Source organism: Variovorax sp. DAIF25, assembly GCF_050711835.1.
In the GTDB taxonomy this organism is placed as follows: domain Bacteria; phylum Pseudomonadota; class Gammaproteobacteria; order Burkholderiales; family Burkholderiaceae_C; genus Variovorax.
Genome location: NZ_CP136636.1, coordinates 5,701,487 through 5,717,131, shown reverse-complemented (window position 1 = coordinate 5,717,131; position 15,645 = coordinate 5,701,487). Strand labels below are relative to the sequence as shown.

Below are 15,645 nucleotides of genomic sequence, written 5' to 3'. Positions count from 1 at the left end.
CCAATGCATGAACAGGCCCCTCCATGCCATGACCTTCGTGCAGCTGCGCCACTTCCTCTCGGTGGCCGAGACGGGCTCCTTCACGCGCTCGGCCAAGGCGCTGTCGATCACGCAGCCGGCGCTGAGCCGCAGCATCCATGCGCTCGAGGAGGTGCTCGGCCGCGCGCTGTTCGACCGCGTGGGCCGGCGCAGCGAGCTCTCGCATTTCGGGCGCGAGATGCTCGAGCGCGCGCGCCACCTGGTCGGCGATGCGCAGGAACTGGTGGCCAGCGCGCGCGGCGGCGGCGGGGCCCACCTGCGCGTGGGGCTCGGCGCCGGGCCCGGCGCATTGCTGGCCACGCCGCTCTTGCAGCGCATGGCCTACCGTGGCGCGCCGGTGCGCATCGACATCCTGCGCGGCGATACCGACCGGCTGGTGCAGGCGCTGCGCCAGCGCACGCTCGATGCCGCGGTGGTCGAGTTCCGCACCGTCACGCCGAGCATCGACCTGCGCGTCGAGCCGCTGGTGGAGATGGGCGGCGCCTTCATGTGCCGGCGCGGCCATCCGCTTGCGCGCAAGCGCGGGCCGATGACGTTCCAGAGCTTGAAGGACTACCCGCTCGCGTCCACCGGTCTCGGGCGCGACGTGGTGCGCGCGATGGTCGATGCCTACGGCCCCGAGGCGCATCCCGACCAGTGCGTGACCCTGCGCTGCTCGGAGCTGTCGAACCTGGTCGAGCTCGCGCGCGACAGCGACGCGATCCTGCTCGCGGTGCGCGCGGTGGCGCCCGATCTGGTGGCGCTGCCGGTGCACCCGCCGCTGGGCCGCGCGCGCTTCGGCCTCGTGACCCTGGCCGGCCGCAGCGAGGCACCGGCGCTGTCGTTGCTGCGCGAGGTGATCGCCGAGCGCATGCCCGCCGAGCCCTAGGCGGGCAGTGCGTCGGCGCCGATGCGCTCCCACAGCCGCGCGACCGCCGGCCGCGCATTGAGCCGCGCGCGCCAGGCCACGATCGCGACCTCCACGTCCCAGGCCCCATCGCCGACCGGCACCAGCTCGCCGAGCCGGCCCGCGACGAAGGAGCTGTCGGGCAGCCAGGCCATGCCCATGCCCTGCTGCGCGAGGTCGCCGAGCACGTCGGTCATCTCGGATTCGAAGGCCCGGTAGCCGGCCAGCGGTTGCGCCGACTGCTCGATCGCGGTCGCGACCACGCGCGCGAAGTAGCCGCTGGGCGAGTACATCAGCAACGGCACCGGGCTGGCCGCGCTGCCCGGCAGCGCGAAGCGTTCCGAGGCGGCGAGCGCGCGCGACACGTAGGGCCGCACGCGCTCGAGGCCGAGCTCGCGGCGCTCGAAGCGCGCGGCATCGAGCTGCAGCGGATGCGCGGCGTGGTGGAAGCCGATCAGCACGTCGGCCGAGCCCGCGCTGAAGGCCGTCAGCGTGTCGTGCACGTTGCCGACCTCGAGGCTGCAGCTGAGGTCGCCCGCGCCCGACCAGCGCGCCCACCAGGCCGGCAGCCGCGTGCTGGCCAGCGCATAGGTCGAGGCGATGCGCACGTGGTTGCGCGCGGGCGCGTCGCCGATCTCGGCGCGCGCGTCGGCGATCTGGTCGAGCAGGCCCGCGGCCACCTTGCGGAAGCGCTCGCCCGCGGGCGTGAGCCGCGTGGGATAGGCCGCGCGGTCGATCAGCTTGGCGCCCAGCCATTGCTCGAGCGCCTGGATGCGGCGGCTGAACGCGGCCTGCGAGACGTTGCGCATCTCGGCCGCGCGCGTGAAGTTCTGCACCTCGGCCAAGGTGACGAAATCCTGAAACCAGCGTGTGTCCATCGCGACCTCTGTTCCTTTGCGTGCGGCGCATTCTGCAAGCCGCGTGCCCATCGGTTGCGTGCATGGGCGATGCGCGCCGCGCATCGCGCCCGGATGCAAACTCGACATTGGACCGCGTGCGCGGGCCTCGCGACCATTGGCGAATCCACTCACCACTTCAGCAAAGGATTCGGACATGAGCGAACAACTGCGCGCGGCCGCCAAGGAATACATGGTGCGCTACGGCGGCGACACCTTCCCCAACCTGTTCCGCAGCGCCCGCGGCGCGGTGGTGGTCGACGACACGGGCCGCGAGATCCTCGACTTCACCTCGGGCCAGATGTGCGCCACCATCGGCCACAACCATCCGGCGATCGTGCGCGCGGTGCACGAGGCCGGCGAGAAGGCCTTCCACCTGTTCAGCGGCATGATCCCCGAGGTGGTGGCCGAGCTGGCGCAGAAGATGGCCACCGACTGGATGCCCGCGCCGCTGAGCAAGTCGCTGTTCGTGAACACCGGTTCCGAGAGCAACGAGGTCGCGCTGCGCATGGCGAAGATGTACACCGGCGGCTTCGAGATCCTGGCCGTGGGCGGCTCCTGGCATGGCGTGACCGGCGGCACCAGCGCGGTGTCGTTCGCGAGCGACCGCAAGGGCTACGGCGTGCACGTGCCCGGCGTCTACCTGATGCCCGAGCCCAACGCCTACCGGCCCTACATCCGCGGCATGTCGGGCGAGGAATCGGCGCTGGCCTGCCTCGAGCTCGGCCTCAAGATGTACGACATGGCCTCGACCGGCCGGCGCGCCGCGATCATCATCGAGCCGATCATCAGCGCGGGCGGCGTGCTGGTGCCGCCCCGGTCGTACATGCAGGCGCTGCGCCGCGCCGCCGACGAGCGCGGCATGCTGCTGATCTTCGACGAGGCCCAGACCGCGTTCGGCCGCATCGGCCATCGCACGGCCTCCGACTTCTACGGCGTGGTGCCCGACATCATGTCGGTGTCGAAGACCATGGGCGGCGGCCTGCCGCTGGCCGCCGTGGCGACCAGCCCGCGCATCGAGCAGGACGTGCACGAGAAGGGCTTCACCTTCTACACCAGCCATGTCTCCGACCCGCTGCCCGCCACCGTCGGCCTGGCGGTGCTCGACACCATCCGCAGCGAAGGCCTGATCGAGCGCGCGCGCACCACCGGCGCCTACCTGCGCGGGCAACTGCTCGAGCTGCAGCGGCGCTACGAGGCGATCGGCGACGTGCGCGGCGAGGGCCTGCTGCTGGGCGTGGAGCTGGTGCAGGACCGCGACTCGCGGCTGCCCCATCACGAGCTCGGCGCGCGCACCACGAAGAAGTGCTTCGAGCTCGGCCTGAGCATGAACATCCGGCGCCGGCCCGAGCGCGGCTCGGTGTGGCGCATCGCGCCGCCGCTCAACGTGGCGCACGAGCAGATCGACCGCGCCATCGAGATCCTCGACCGCGCGCTGCGCGAGAGCCTGGACGAGATCGCCCATCCCGCGCCGGTGGCGCTCGCGGCCTGACGCGCCGGAGGACGCCATGAAGACCCCGAATCGGATGCTCGCGGGCGCCGTGCTCGCGGCCGCCGCGCTGGCCGCGTTCGCGCAGGAACCCGGCGGCACGCTCGCCAAGGCGAAGGCCGCCGGCACCCTCGTGATGGGCGTGCGCGAGGCCTCGCCACCGCTGTCGTACGCGGTGGGCGGCGGCTACGTCGGCTACCACGTCGAGCTCTGCGAGCAGATGCTCGCCAAGCTGCTGCCCGGCGTGGCGGTGCGGCCGATGGTCGTGACCTCGCAGAACCGCGTGCCGCTGCTGCAGAACGGCACCGTCGACATCGAGTGCGGCTCGACCACCAACAATGCCGCGCGCCAGCAGCAGGTGGTCTTCGGCAGCACCACCTACATCACCGAGGCGCGCTTCGCGGTGCGCGCGGCCAGCGGCATCGAGTCGGCGGAGCAGCTCAAGGGCAAGACGGTGGTCACGACCGTGGGCACCACGCTCGTGCAGCGGCTGCGCAAGCTCGAGCAGGACAACAAGGGCATGGCGCTGAACATCGTGCTGGCCAAGGACCATGCGGAGAGCTTCCTGCTGCTCGAGAGCGGCCGCGCCGATGCCTTCGCGATGGACGACAACACGCTCGCGGGCAACATCTCGAACGCGCGCAACCCGGGGGACTTCCGCATCGTCGGCAAGCCGCTGGGCATCGAGCCGATCGCGATCATGATCCGCAAGGACGACCCGGCCTTCAAGCGCGCGGTCGACGGCTACCTCGCGAACGCGATGGCCTCGGGCGCCCTCGAGAAGCTCTATGCGCGCTGGTTCATGGCGCCGATCCCGCCGCGCAACGCGGTCATCAACATTCCGCTGAGCGATTCGCTGAAGGCGGCCTTCCAGTCGCCCAACGACCGGCCGGCCGAGGCCTACGAGGAGCGGCTGCCCTGAGCCTGCGCCCGCAGGCTGCGTCGCAGCCGCGCGGGCGACTGGCCGTAGCGCGCGCGGAACATGCGCGCGAAGTGGGCATCGCTGTTGAAGCCGTTCTCGAAGGCGATCGACGAGACCGAGCGCGCGTGGTTGCGCGCATCGCGCAGCGCCTCGTGGCAGCGCTCGAGCCGGGTCTGCCAGATCAGCCGCTCGGGGCTCGCGTCGCTGCCGTCGAAGGCCTTGTAGAGGTAGCGCCGCGAGCAGCGCAGCGCATGGGCGATGGCATCGACCGAGAGCGTGGCCTCGCTCGCATGCAGCCGCACGTACTGCACCGCGCGCAGGCGCACGGCGGCCAGCGCGTCGACCGGCGCGCGCGCAGGCGGCCGGCCGCTCGACAGGGTGGTCGCGAGCAGGCCGATCGAGGCCTCGGCCAGCAGGTGGGCGGCATCCTCGGTGACGTGCGCGAGCTGCGTGTTCAGCGTGCGCAGGTGGCCGCCGAGGATCGGCGCCATGCCGCTGTCGGCCAGCGCCTCGTCGCTGGAACACACCAGCGACGGCAGGCCCAGTGCCGCGAGGCGCTCGCGCGGGATCTGCAGTCCGAACAGCGAGGCCGGCGCGGCCGATTCCCAGGTGTAGGGCAGGCGCTGGTCGAGCATGATCCAGTCGCCCGGGCCCAGGTGCACCGTGCGGTTGGCCGCGTGCACGTCGGCGGCGCCGGCGATCTGCATCGAGAGCTTGAAATAGCCGCCGCCGCTGTCGAGCGCGTCGCGGGCCTCGCGCGTCACGCGCGAGAGCGGCACCTGCATGCGCACCGCGCCCAGGCCGCCGACGTCGTAGATGTCGCAGCGGGCCTCGAAGTCCAGGCCGCCCGCGTCGTCGTCGCCGCGCAGCCGGCCGAAGTAGGGCGCGATCGCGCTTTCCCAGTAGCGCATCCGCTGGGCGGCGGGAACGTCGAGCGTGGAACAGGACTGGGCGTGCATGGTCCGGGCATTACAGCCGGTCTGGCGGCGCGCCACAAGCAAGGCGGGGCCGCGCGGCCGCACGCCGTGCACGCTGGTGCAAGACACGGTGCACCGGCAGTCGTGCCGCCGGCGCTGCGCTGGCTATCGTCGGCCGGCCCCTTCATCCAACCCGAGGAATCCCATGAGCAGCAAGCATCTCTTCATCGAACAATGGACACCCAGGCCGGCCTGGATCGCCCGCACGCCGGCCGAGCGCCGGGCCTTCGCCGACGCCGTGCTCGGCGCCATCGAGGCCATGAAGGCCGGCGGCATCCGCACGCTGGGCTGGGGCGCGGCCGACCGCGGCGTCGACCATGCCGATCCCGCCGCCGCGTTCTGGGCCGTGTGGGAGATGGACAGCGCCGAGGCGGTCGCGGGCTTCCGCCAGGGCGTCGAAGCCTCGGGCTGGTACACCCTCTTCGAGCAGCACAACACCACCGGCGTGGCGCAGACCCCGGCCCAGGTGCTCGAACTGCTGGCGGGGCTTCCGTCATGAGCTTCAAGGTGCTGTCGCTGGTCTTTCCGGGCTTGACCCTGATCGACCTCGCGGGTCCGCTGCAGGCGCTGTCCTTCATCCCCGGCTTCGAGTCGCAGCTCGCCTGGAAGCACACCGGCGCGCTGCCCTCGGATGCCGGTGTCAGCGTGGTCGCCACGCACGGCTTCGACGACTGCTGGGAGGCGCCCGACCTGCTGTTCGTGCCGGGCAACACCAAGGCGTTGTTCGCGCTGCTCGAGGACGAGCAGACCAAGGCCTTCCTCGCCCGTGTCGGCGCGCGTTCGACCTGGATCACCAGCGTGTGCAACGGCTCGCTGCTGCTGGCCGCGGCCGGGCTGCTCGACGGCTACCGCGCGGGCTGCTACTGGTATGCGCGCGACCGGCTCGCGCTGCTGGGCGCGATCCCGAGCCCGGGCCGCATCGTGATCGACCGCAACCGCATGACCGGCGGCGGCATGACCGCGGGCATCGACTTCGGCGTGCGCGTGGTCGGCGAGATCGCCGGCGAGGCCACGGGTCGCATGGTGGAGCTGCTGATGGAATACGCGCCGCAGCCGCCCTATGGCACGGGGCGGCCCGAGCTGTGCGACGAGGCCCTGGTGGCCGGTGCGCGCGAGGCGCTGCGCGAACTCATGCCGCTGGGCACCATCGAGCGGGTCGCGGCGGCGCGCAGGTAGCCGGAGCGAACGAAGCCTCCCAGGCTTCGTTCGTGGCTCAGCGCTGCAGCCCGTGCAGCGCCGCCAGCTCCTCGATCAGCCCGAGCTGGAAGGCATCGAAGCGCTCCGAGGGCTGCATCAGGCCGAAGAAGGGCGTGAGCGGATCCTCGACCTCGGTGCGGTGGCCCGACAGTTCCTCGAGGATGGCGAGGCCGCAAAAGGGCACCGCGACTTCCGAGTAGCCGCCCTCGTGCACCATCACCAGCCGGCCGCCCGCATGCCGTTCGGCGAGCGCCATCGCGTGCCGTGTCATGAGGCGGAACGACTCGGGATGCAGCAGCATGCGCGCGAGCGGATCGACGCCGCTGGCATCGAGGCCGCTCGCCACCACGACCAGTTGCGGCGCGAAGCGGTCCACCGCGGGAATCACGATGCGCTCGAAGGCCTGCATGTAGGCGTCGTGGCCGCCACCCGGCTGCAGCGGGATGTTGATGTTGAAGCCCAGCCCCGCGCCCTCGCCGCGGTCGTGCGCGCCGCTGTAGCCCGGCGGAAAGCAGTGCTCCTGGTGCAGCGAGATGGTCAGCACGTCGCTGCGGCCGTAGAACAGCTGCTGCGTGCCGTTGCCGCAGTGCACGTCCCAGTCGATCACGGCGATGCGCTCGATGCCGTGGCGCGCCTTGACGGCCTCGATCGCGATCGCGATGTTGTTGAGGATGCAGAAGCCCATGCCGCGGTCGGCGCCGGCATGGTGGCCCGGCGGGCGGCAGAAGGCATAGGCGTTCGGATGCCTGCCCGCGACCACGCCGTCCATGGCCGCGATCGCGAGGCCCGCCGACAGCGCGGCGATCTCGTAGCTGCCCGGTCCGTAGGGCGCGAGATCGCCCATGTCGCCGCCCGCGGCATCGCTGCCGGCCTTGAAGCGCGCGAGGTAGTCGCGCGTGTGCACGCGCAGCAGCTCGTCCTGCGAGGCCGGCGGCGCCGACCGCACCTCGAGCCTGTCGCTGAGCCCCGAGACGTCCATCAGCGACTTCAGCCTTCGCTTGGTGTCGGGCGCCTCGGCGATGCCGACACCCGCCATCGGCTGCACCCAGCGGCCCACGGGCAGCATCAGGGCATGGGGTGCCCCGGCGATGTGCCAGAGCGTTCTCTCGTCGTGGAAAAAGGCGGTGCGCTTCATGCGTCGTGGCTCCAGGGTGAAAGCCACGAAGGTAGCGGCCGCCGCGCGCCGGTGTCTGATCCAACGTGCACGGCGGCTTGCCCGAGCGCGTCAGCGCGCGGGTGCCACTACCGGCGCGTCGGCCGGCGAGGGACTGCGCCCGATCAGCCAGGCACACAACGCCGACACCACGCCCGCGAACAGCACGTACAGGCAGATCTGCCACGGCTCGCCGCCGCCCGACTTGAGCAGCGCGGTGGCGATGATCGGCGTGATGCCCGAGGCGAAGATGCCCGAGAACTGGTAGACGAAGGAGATGCCGGTGTAGCGCACCTTGGCGTCGAACAGGTCGCAGAACAGCGCGGCCTCGGGGCCGTAGACCGAGGCATAGAGGATGCCGAACGGGATCACGATCGACAGCCACACCAGCAGCACGCTGCCGCCGCTGTGCGTCATCAGCCAGAAGCCCGGGAAGGCCGACACCGCGGTGATCAGCGAGCCCCACATGTAGACCCGGGGCCGGCCGAGCCGGTCCGACAGCCGGCCGAAGAAGGGGATGGCGAAGCACATCACGATGGCCGCGGCCATCACGCCCAGCAGCGCATCGGTGCGGCTGAGCTTGAGCGTGCCCGTGAGGTAGGCGATGGAGAACACGCCGAAGATGTTGAAGAACACGCCGTCGATGTAGCGCGCGCCCATGCCCTTGAGCACATTGCCCGGATAGCGGCGCAGCATGTCCATGAACGGGATGCGCAGCTCGGCGTTGCGCGCCTTGACCGCGGCGAACTCGGGCGTCTCCTTCACGTGCAGCCGGATGTACATGCCCACCCCGACCATCAGCCCCGAGATCAGGAAGGCGATGCGCCAGCCCCAGGCCATGAACTGCTCGTCGGTCAGCAGCCACGACAGCAGCGCCACCACGCCCGAGGCCAGGCACAGGCCGATGGCCAGCCCGATCTGCGGCAGCGAGGCATAGAAGCCGCGCTTCTCCTTGGGCGCGTACTCGTAGGCCATGAGCACCGCGCCGCCCCATTCGCCGCCCAGGCCGATGCCCTGCGCCACGCGCAGCACCAGCAGCAGCAGCGGTGCCGCGATGCCGATCTGCGCGTAGGTGGGCACCAGGCCGATCAGGAAGGTGGCCACGCCCATGATCATCAGCGTGATGATCAGCATGCTCTTGCGTCCGATCTTGTCGCCGAAGTGGCCGAAGATCACGCCGCCCAGCGGCCGGGTGACGAAGCCCACGGCGAAGGTGGTGTAGGCCAGCAAGGTCGCCACCACCGGGTCGCTGCCCGGGAAGTAGAGCTTGTTGAACACGATGCCGGCCACCACCCCGTAGAGGAAGAAGTCGTACCACTCGATGGTGGCGCCCACCAGCGCCGAAATCACCACCCTGCGAATCGTTTTCTCGTCGTCGCGTGCACTGCTCATGTGTTGTCTCCGATGAGTGTTGTCGTGGCGGCCTCTTGGTCTTCGGTCTCGGCGGGCCGTGCGGGATGCGTTGCTGCTAGTGCGCGGCCGAAGCCGCCCTGTGGTCCTCTCTGATCATGTCGACGGCCTTCTCGGCCATCATCACCGCGGGGGCGTTGGTGTTGCCCGACACCAGCGTGGGCATGGCCGAGCAGTCGACCACGCGCAGGCCGCCGATGCCGTGCACGCGCAGCCGCGCATCGACCACCGCGAGCGGGTCGTGTCCCATGCGGCAGGTGCCGGTGGGATGGAAGATGGTGGCGCCGTTGTTGCGGCAGAACTCGAGCAACTCGGCATCGCTCGCGGCCTGCGCGCCGGGCTTCACCTCGCGCTTGACGTAGGGCCGCATCGCGGGCGCCTCGGCGATGGCGCGCGCGGCCTTCACGCCGGCCACCGCGGTGGCGCGGTCGAGCTCGGTCGCGAGGTAGTTGGGCTGCATCTCGGGCGGCTCGGCCGCGTCGGTCGAGCGGATGCGGATGTGGCCGCGCGACTCGGGCCGCAGCTGGCACACCGAGAAGGTGAAGCCCGAGTAGGGATGCACCTTGCCGCCGGCCATGTCGGCCGACAGCGTGGCCACGTGGAACTGGATGTCGGGCGTGGCGGCCACGGGGCGGCCCGCTTCGTCCTTGAGCGCGCGCATGAAGCAGCCGCCCTGGTTGATGCCGATCGCGAGCGCGCCGCTGCGATGCAGCAGCCATTCGAGGCCCAGGCCGAGCTGGCCGGCCCAGGAGTTGAGCTGGTCGTTGGTGGTGATCGGTTTCGTGCACTCGTAGCCGAGGCGGATCTGCAGGTGGTCCTGCAGGTTCTCGCCCACGCCCGGCAGTTCGTGCACCGGTGCGATGCCGAAGCGATCGAGCAGCGCGCGCGGGCCCACGCCCGAGAGCTGCAGCAACTGCGGCGACTGGATGGAACCCGCGGAAAGCAGGACTTCGGCGCGGCAGCGCGCGGTCTTCTCCACGCCACCTTGCCGATAGCGCACGCCGGCCGCGCGCCGACCCTCGAACACCAGGCCGGTGGCCAGCGCCTCGGTCTCGATGCGCAGGTTGGGGCGATGTCGCGCCGGCGCGAGGTAGGCCTTGGCGGTGCTGCAGCGCAGGCCGCGGTGCGTGGTGAGCTGGTAGTAGCCCGCGCCTTCCTGCACCGCGCCGTTGAAGTCCTCGGTGCGCGGCACACCGGTCTGCCGGGCGCCTTCGATGAAGGCCTCGATCAGCTCGTGCCGCGCGCCGATGTCCGACACCTTGAGCGGCCCGTCGCCGCCGTGGAACTGGCTCGCGCCGCGCTGGTTGCCCTCGGAGCGCACGAAGTAGGGCAGCACCTCGTCGTAGCCCCAGCCCGGGTTGCCGAGCGCGGCCCAGTGGTCGTAGTCCTCGCGCTGGCCGCGGATGTAGATCAGGCCGTTGATCGAGCTCGAGCCGCCCAGCGTCTTGCCGCGCGGCCAGTAGATGCGGCGACCGTTCATGTTGGGATCGGGATCGGTCTCGAAGCGCCAGTTGTAGACCGGGCTCCACATGGTCTTGCCGTAGCCGATCGGCAGGTGGATCCACGGCGAGCTGTCGCGCGGCCCGGCCTCGAGCAGCAGCACGCGCGTGGCCGGGTCCTCGCTCAGGCGCGCCGCCAGCACGCAGCCGGCCGAGCCGGCGCCCACCACGATGTAGTCGAAGGCTTCTTCACTGCGAGAGTCAGGCATGCGTGCGGTCCGGCGATGGAACAATGGCCTCGGTCCGTCGCATCCTAGGTTATTGATTTTCGGAACGCAATGTTCCACTTTAGAGGTTTACCCGCATGCCCCGTCCCGCGCGTTCCGCTGCCGCCCCCGTTGCCGTGCCCGTGGTTGCCCCTGTCGAGGAGCCCGTTTCCGGTTCCTCGGCCGAGCGCAGCCTGCGCCTGCTCGCACTGCTGGCCCACGAGGGCCGCGCGCTGTCGCTGGCCGATCTCGCGGCGCAGCTGGGCCTGCCCAAGGGCACCGCGCACCGCATCTGCACGCAGCTGCTGGCCACCGGCTTTCTCGCGCGCGACCTCGACGAGCGCTCCTTCGTCGTCGGCCCCGCGCTGCGCCAGCTGGCCTTCGACACGCTGAACCACGGCAGCGTGCGCGGCCTGCGCCACGAGGTGCTGGCCGCGCTGGTGCAGGACGTCGGCGAGACCTGCAACCTCACCACGCTCGACGGCGCGCGCGTGCTCTACCTCGACCGCGTCGAGGCCCAGTGGCCGCTGCGGCTCACGCTCGACGTGGGCTCGCACGTGCCGCTGCACTGCACCGCGAGCGGCAAGCTCTTTCTCGCGCAGATGCCGAAGGAGGCGCGCGACGCGATGATCGACGGCCTGCCGCTGCCGCGCATGACGGCCAGCACCCTCACCGACCCCGCCGCATTGCGTGCCGAGTGCGACGCGATCGCGCAGGACGGCTTCTCGCGCGACCGCGAGGAGTTCATGGCCGGCCTGGTGGCCGTGGCCGTGCCGGTGCGCGACGCGGCCGGCGAGGTGCGTGCCGCGCTCGCGGTGCATGCGCCGACCGCGCGCATGTCGATGGCCGATGCCGAGCGGCGCATCGATGCGCTGAAGGCCGCGGCGCTGCGCATGGGCGGCTTGCTGTGAGCGACGGGGGCCTGGGGCGCTTGGCGGGCCGCGACAAAGCGCACAGAATGAACCTGCCCGTGCGTCGTCCCGGCACGGCCTCCTTCTCATCTTCATGCGAACCCCTCTGCTCGCCGCCACGTCGTTGCGCACGCTGATCGTCTCGGCGGTCTTCGTGCTGGGCGCATCGGCGAGCTCGGCCGAGGTGGTGCGCTGCCTCGATGCCAACGGCGCCACCGTCTACACCGACGGAGCCTGCCCGAGCGGCACGCGTTCGTCGCGCCCCGTGCAGATCGCCGAGCCGCCGCCGCCTTCGGCCCTGCAGCCGGCACCGCCCGCGCGCGCGCCCGATTACGCGCCGCCGCCGAGCGCCGCCGCGCCGGCGCCACCCTCGAACCCGGGGCTGTCGATCATTCCGCGCTATCCCGACGAAGGGCGCGCGGCGCAGGCCGATCCCGAGCCGGTCTATCTCTGGGGCCCCGATCCCTATCCCTACCCGCCGCCACGGCGTCGCGTGCAGCCTCCGCCGCCGCATGTGCACGACCCCGGTCCGGGCCGCCGGCCCTGCGCGCACATGGCGGGGCTGCGCCGCAACAACTGCTGAGGCGCCCGCTTCAGCGCCACTGCAGCAGCAGCGACCAGGGCTGCCGGCTCATGTGCCGATCGATGCATCCCGCCGCGTCCGCCGCGCAGCCTTCGGGCAGGTAGCTCGGATCGAGCGTCCGCGTGCCCGGCGCGAAGTCCAGCCGGCGCAAGGTGACCGACTGCAGCACATTGCCGCCGACCGCGTCGAAGCCGCGTGCGTCGACGGCCGTCACCACGTCGCAATGCATCGGCAGCGCCGCGCCGCCCGTGGGCCGCGTCGCGAGCACCGTGCCGATCTTGGCGAAGCTGTCGAGCGCCGAACGCGCGCCGCGCGTCTGGCACACCAGGTCGCCCACGCGCGGCGGCGTGCGTGCGAGATCGCAGGCCCGCAGCGCGAAGCGCGTGGCACGGCCCGCCGCTTCGTCGGTGCCGGCCTTCCAGGCCGCGCCCGCGTAGTCCACGTGCGCCTCGGAGAACACGAACTCGTCCGCGCCCAGTCTCGCCTGCCGCGCGAGCCAGCTGATGAAGGCGGCCGACCACGGCGTGTCGATCACCGCGACCCGGTTCACGGCCGTCGCCATCGCATGCAGCTCGGCCGCATCGAGGCCCTGGTCGGGCCCGACGCCCAGCCCCATCAGGCGCGGAGCACTGGCCTGGTTCAGCGCCTCCAGCAGCAGCGTGCGATCGGCCGGCCGCAAGGCACCGAAGCGCACCAGCGAGGGCAGCTTCACGCGCGGCTGGTCCACCGCGTCCCAGTAGCCGAGCACGCGCTGCCACGGCGCGGGCGCGAAGCGCGAGACGCGTCCGTCCTCGGCCTCGGAACTGCCCGCGTCGACCATGCGGCCTTCGGCATCGAGGGTCTGCGCGCCGAAGGCCTCATGCTCGCGTTGCGCGGCGGCGGCCATCGCGAGGGCGCGTGGCGGCGGTGGCGTGGTCGCGGCGGTATCGAGGCACGCGGAGGCCGCGCAGGCGGTGGCCGATGCGAGCAACAGCGCCGTCGCCAAAAGCCACGGCCGCGCACGGGAGAACGGGGAGAGGAACTGCATGCGGCTTCGAGCATAGCCAGCAGCCGGCCAGACCGCGCAAGACCCTCGGCGAGGCCGGACCCCATTGGAGCGCCGCATCGCCAGCGCTACCATGCGCGCGAAACGGCAGGGGAATCGCATGGCGGGATGGGACGAGGGACTGCGCGAGGTGGTCGTGACGGCGTCCGCTGCCGCGTCCGATTCGACGCGCTGGCGCGATGTGCTGGTCGTGCTCGCCCGGCGCTTCGGTGCCACGGCCGCCGCCCTGCACACGCCCGGCGCCAGTTCGCCCGAGCGCTCGCTGTTCGCCGAGGTGGGGCTGTCGAACGACAGCCTCGCCACCTACGCCGCGCATTGGGCTTCGCACGACCCGTGGTTCGCGAGTGCCGATGCCCGGCATATCACCGAGCGAACCGGCCTCTGCTTCGTGGGTCGCGAGCTGTGCGACTGGGCCGAACTGGACCGGCTGCCCTTCTACAACGAGTTCGCCGAGCCGGCCGGCGTGCGTGGCCTGACTTCGTTGGTGCTCGATGATGGCGTGCGGCCCGGCGCGTCGCCGCTCGCGATCCTCAGCCTCTACCGCGCACCCGGCCTGGACGAATTCAGCTTCGCGGACCGCGACACGCTGCGCTCGGTGCATGCGCCGCTGCAGCTCGCACTGCATGCGCACTGGGCCTTCGATCGCACGCGCAGGGACCGGCTCATGGCCGTCGATGCGCTCGCGGCCACGCCCAAGCCGCTCTACGTGCTCGCGGCCGACGCGCGCGTGCTGCATGCCAATCCGCAGGGCGCGGCGCTGCTGTCGCGGCACGGGTGGATCGAGACCCGCGGCGATCGGGCCGTGAGGCTCGGCGGTTCGGGGCCGCAGGCCTTCTTCGCGGCCGTGCGCTGCGCCGCGGCCGGAGAGGTGCAGGTGCTGCCGGTGTGGATGCCGGCGTGCGCCGAGGCACCGGCCTGTATCGCCGTCGCGCGCCTGGTGCCGCTGGGCGAGGACAACGCCTGCCGGCTGGCATGGCCGCATGCGCGTGTGCTGCTGATGATCGACGTGGCGGACGCCGACCGCCAGCAGCGGCACCTGTCGGCCATCGCCGAGCGCTATCGATTGACCCCTGCCGAGGCCCGGCTGCTCGCCCTGCTGGCCGATGGTGCCAGTCCGGCCGAGATCTCGGCGCAGCTCGAGGTATCGCTGCACACCGTGCGCGCCCACCTGCGGCACCTGTTCGACAAGACGGGCGCGCGCCGGCAGAGCGACCTGGTGCGCTTGTTCCTGGCGGGCACCGAGGTCGCCCGGCCATGGCAGTGAGCGCGGGAAAGGCGATGAAAAGGAGCGGCTCGAACCCGCTGCTCGAGGCTGTGCTTGCCGCATCCGCCGCCGTCTCCGAAACCGGTCGCTGGAACCAGGTGCTGGGCCTGTTGGCCCACCGCTTCGGTGCCACGGCCGTGGCACTGCATACCGTGGGCAACGAGATCGAGGAGCGCGGCCTCGTGGCAGGCTTTCAGCTGCCGCCCGACATCTGGACGAACTACGCCGACGGCTGGCATGCGCAGGATCCCTGGGTGGCGGGCTTGCACCGGCGCCCCGCAGGCAGCGGCGAGATCTTGATCGGGCGCGAGGTCTGTGACTGGCCCATGCTCGAGCGCACCGACTATTACCACGGCTTCTGCGTCCCGCACGCGCTGCGCTCCATGCTTGCGATGGTGGTCGACGGCCGATACCCGGCGCCCGACGGGACGGCGGCGTTCCTGAGCCTCTATCGCCAGCCGGGTCTCGAGGAGTTCAGCCACGCCGACCGGCGGCAACTGCAGCAGATGCACTTGCCGTTGCGCCTGGCCCTGCAGGCGCATCGCGCACTGGCGGATGCACGCCGTCATGGGAGGGTCGCTGCGGACGCGCTGTCGATGGTGCCCAAGCCCTTGTTCGTGCTGGACCCAGCCGGTCGCGTGCTGCATGCCAATCCGCTGGGGGAAGCGCTGCTGGCGAGCGAACGATGGATCGGCACCCATGCGGGACGCCTGGTGCGCCTGGGGCGACTCGGGCCGGAGGAGGTCGCCGAATTGCTGCGCCGCGCGGCCGCGGGATTGCTTCAGACCCACGCGGTCTGGCCCGGTGCACAGGCCGCGAGCATCGTGCTGCGCTGGATGCCCGTGGCACCGCACAACGCCGTCGGGCTGGCCTGGCCGCACGCGCGGGTGCTGCTGCTGGTCGATCGGCCCGATGCCGACCAGTCTGGCCGGCAGTTGTTGATGCTGGCCCGGCGCCATGGTCTGACGCCGGCCGAGATCCGCGTGCTGGCGGAACTGGCGCAAGGGGCCAGGCCGTCGGAGATCGCAACGCGCCTGGGCGTGTCGATCCACACCGTTCGCGCACATTTGCGCCACCTGTTCGACAAGACCGGGTGCCGGCGCCAGTCCGAACTGGTGCGGCTGGCGAGCGGCGGCCTGCGGGTGCCCGATTGACGCGCTTCCTGCAT

General features: G+C 71.5%; 15 protein-coding genes. 9 read left to right on the top strand and 6 right to left on the bottom strand.

What is annotated here, in order from left to right; translation table 11 throughout:
- The first annotated feature begins 7 nt into the window (after positions 1–7).
- The gene (locus R0232_RS26385) at positions 8–907 is read left to right on the top strand and encodes a LysR family transcriptional regulator (RefSeq protein ID WP_431510003.1); all 900 of its coding nucleotides are present in this window, start codon (positions 8–10) and stop codon (positions 905–907) included.
- On the opposite strand, the gene R0232_RS26380 is transcribed toward R0232_RS26385, so the two are convergent.
- Complete coding sequence (locus R0232_RS26380) at positions 904–1,803, bottom strand: LysR family transcriptional regulator (protein ID WP_431510002.1); 900 nt, start codon at positions 1,801–1,803, stop codon at positions 904–906. The two genes, R0232_RS26385 and R0232_RS26380, sit on opposite strands and share 4 nt — an antisense overlap.
- Before the next feature lie 175 nt (positions 1,804–1,978).
- Here R0232_RS26380 and R0232_RS26375 point away from each other — a divergent pair, with 175 nt between their 5' ends.
- Complete coding sequence (locus R0232_RS26375) at positions 1,979–3,313, top strand: aspartate aminotransferase family protein (RefSeq protein ID WP_093340332.1); 1,335 nt, start codon at positions 1,979–1,981, stop codon at positions 3,311–3,313.
- A gap of 16 nt (positions 3,314–3,329) precedes the next feature.
- Positions 3,330–4,232 carry a transporter substrate-binding domain-containing protein gene (locus tag R0232_RS26370; RefSeq protein WP_431510001.1) on the top strand — a complete coding sequence of 301 codons (903 nt, stop codon included), beginning with the start codon at positions 3,330–3,332 and terminating at the stop codon, positions 4,230–4,232.
- On the opposite strand, the gene R0232_RS26365 is transcribed toward R0232_RS26370, so the two are convergent.
- On the bottom strand, positions 4,211–5,191 hold the full coding sequence (locus R0232_RS26365) for a helix-turn-helix domain-containing protein (protein WP_431510000.1): 981 nt from the start codon (positions 5,189–5,191) through the stop codon (positions 4,211–4,213). The two genes, R0232_RS26370 and R0232_RS26365, sit on opposite strands and share 22 nt — an antisense overlap.
- Before the next feature lie 163 nt (positions 5,192–5,354).
- Between R0232_RS26365 and R0232_RS26360 the strand changes: the two genes are divergently transcribed.
- On the top strand, positions 5,355–5,708 hold the full coding sequence (locus R0232_RS26360) for a DUF6616 family protein (RefSeq protein WP_143129066.1): 354 nt from the start codon (positions 5,355–5,357) through the stop codon (positions 5,706–5,708).
- Positions 5,705–6,385, top strand: coding sequence for a DJ-1/PfpI family protein (locus R0232_RS26355; RefSeq protein WP_431509999.1), 681 nt, complete (start codon positions 5,705–5,707; stop codon positions 6,383–6,385). The genes R0232_RS26360 and R0232_RS26355 overlap by 4 nt, the downstream gene beginning before the upstream one ends.
- 37 nt (positions 6,386–6,422) lie before the next feature.
- Here the strand turns inward: R0232_RS26355 and R0232_RS26350 are convergent, their stop codons facing one another.
- The 3 genes from R0232_RS26350 to R0232_RS26340 all read right to left on the bottom strand — a co-directional run bounded on the left by R0232_RS26350 (position 6,423) and on the right by R0232_RS26340 (position 10,677).
- On the bottom strand, positions 6,423–7,541 hold the full coding sequence (locus R0232_RS26350; protein WP_431509998.1) for a class II histone deacetylase: 1,119 nt from the start codon (positions 7,539–7,541) through the stop codon (positions 6,423–6,425).
- A 90-nt stretch (positions 7,542–7,631) separates the two neighbouring features.
- Positions 7,632–8,951, bottom strand: coding sequence for an MFS transporter (locus R0232_RS26345; protein ID WP_296775644.1), 1,320 nt, complete (start codon positions 8,949–8,951; stop codon positions 7,632–7,634).
- A 76-nt stretch (positions 8,952–9,027) separates the two neighbouring features.
- Entirely contained in the window at positions 9,028–10,677 is a 1,650-nt protein-coding gene (locus R0232_RS26340; protein WP_431509997.1) for a GMC family oxidoreductase, read from the bottom strand.
- 95 nt (positions 10,678–10,772) lie between these two features.
- On the opposite strand from R0232_RS26340, the gene R0232_RS26335 reads away from it, so the two are divergent.
- Both R0232_RS26335 and R0232_RS26330 read left to right on the top strand, forming a co-directional pair.
- Positions 10,773–11,585 carry an IclR family transcriptional regulator gene (locus R0232_RS26335; protein WP_431509996.1) on the top strand — a complete coding sequence of 271 codons (813 nt, stop codon included), beginning with the start codon at positions 10,773–10,775 and terminating at the stop codon, positions 11,583–11,585.
- A 94-nt stretch (positions 11,586–11,679) separates the two neighbouring features.
- Positions 11,680–12,168 (top strand): DUF4124 domain-containing protein, encoded by a 489-nt coding sequence (locus R0232_RS26330; RefSeq protein ID WP_431509995.1) that lies wholly within the window; start codon positions 11,680–11,682, stop codon positions 12,166–12,168.
- A gap of 10 nt (positions 12,169–12,178) precedes the next feature.
- Here R0232_RS26330 and R0232_RS26325 read toward each other — a convergent pair whose 3' ends face one another.
- Positions 12,179–13,195: a DUF2272 domain-containing protein gene (locus R0232_RS26325; protein ID WP_431509994.1), complete on the bottom strand. Its 1,017-nt coding sequence runs from the start codon at positions 13,193–13,195 to the stop codon at positions 12,179–12,181.
- 118 nt (positions 13,196–13,313) lie between these two features.
- On the opposite strand from R0232_RS26325, the gene R0232_RS26320 reads away from it, so the two are divergent.
- Both R0232_RS26320 and R0232_RS26315 read left to right on the top strand, forming a co-directional pair.
- The gene (locus tag R0232_RS26320; protein WP_431509993.1) at positions 13,314–14,477 is read left to right on the top strand and encodes a helix-turn-helix transcriptional regulator; all 1,164 of its coding nucleotides are present in this window, start codon (positions 13,314–13,316) and stop codon (positions 14,475–14,477) included.
- Complete coding sequence (locus tag R0232_RS26315; protein ID WP_431509992.1) at positions 14,468–15,631, top strand: helix-turn-helix transcriptional regulator; 1,164 nt, start codon at positions 14,468–14,470, stop codon at positions 15,629–15,631. Before R0232_RS26320 ends, R0232_RS26315 begins: the two co-directional genes overlap by 10 nt.
- Positions 15,632–15,645 lie beyond the last annotated feature (14 nt).

What these genes read in the sequence shown, in the direction of transcription:
- R0232_RS26385 (WP_431510003.1), top strand. Translation starts at nt 8, where the DNA reads ATGAACAGGCCCCTCCATGCCATGACCTTCGTGCAGCTGCGCCACTTC.
- R0232_RS26380 (WP_431510002.1), bottom strand. Translation starts at nt 1,803, where the DNA reads ATGGACACACGCTGGTTTCAGGATTTCGTCACCTTGGCCGAGGTGCAG.
- R0232_RS26375 (WP_093340332.1), top strand. Translation starts at nt 1,979, where the DNA reads ATGAGCGAACAACTGCGCGCGGCCGCCAAGGAATACATGGTGCGCTAC.
- R0232_RS26370 (WP_431510001.1), top strand. Translation starts at nt 3,330, where the DNA reads ATGAAGACCCCGAATCGGATGCTCGCGGGCGCCGTGCTCGCGGCCGCC.
- R0232_RS26365 (WP_431510000.1), bottom strand. Translation starts at nt 5,191, where the DNA reads ATGCACGCCCAGTCCTGTTCCACGCTCGACGTTCCCGCCGCCCAGCGG.
- R0232_RS26360 (WP_143129066.1), top strand. Translation starts at nt 5,355, where the DNA reads ATGAGCAGCAAGCATCTCTTCATCGAACAATGGACACCCAGGCCGGCC.
- R0232_RS26355 (WP_431509999.1), top strand. Translation starts at nt 5,705, where the DNA reads ATGAGCTTCAAGGTGCTGTCGCTGGTCTTTCCGGGCTTGACCCTGATC.
- R0232_RS26350 (WP_431509998.1), bottom strand. Translation starts at nt 7,541, where the DNA reads ATGAAGCGCACCGCCTTTTTCCACGACGAGAGAACGCTCTGGCACATC.
- R0232_RS26345 (WP_296775644.1), bottom strand. Translation starts at nt 8,951, where the DNA reads ATGAGCAGTGCACGCGACGACGAGAAAACGATTCGCAGGGTGGTGATT.
- R0232_RS26340 (WP_431509997.1), bottom strand. Translation starts at nt 10,677, where the DNA reads ATGCCTGACTCTCGCAGTGAAGAAGCCTTCGACTACATCGTGGTGGGC.
- R0232_RS26335 (WP_431509996.1), top strand. Translation starts at nt 10,773, where the DNA reads ATGCCCCGTCCCGCGCGTTCCGCTGCCGCCCCCGTTGCCGTGCCCGTG.
- R0232_RS26330 (WP_431509995.1), top strand. Translation starts at nt 11,680, where the DNA reads ATGCGAACCCCTCTGCTCGCCGCCACGTCGTTGCGCACGCTGATCGTC.
- R0232_RS26325 (WP_431509994.1), bottom strand. Translation starts at nt 13,195, where the DNA reads ATGCAGTTCCTCTCCCCGTTCTCCCGTGCGCGGCCGTGGCTTTTGGCG.
- R0232_RS26320 (WP_431509993.1), top strand. Translation starts at nt 13,314, where the DNA reads ATGGCGGGATGGGACGAGGGACTGCGCGAGGTGGTCGTGACGGCGTCC.
- R0232_RS26315 (WP_431509992.1), top strand. Translation starts at nt 14,468, where the DNA reads ATGGCAGTGAGCGCGGGAAAGGCGATGAAAAGGAGCGGCTCGAACCCG.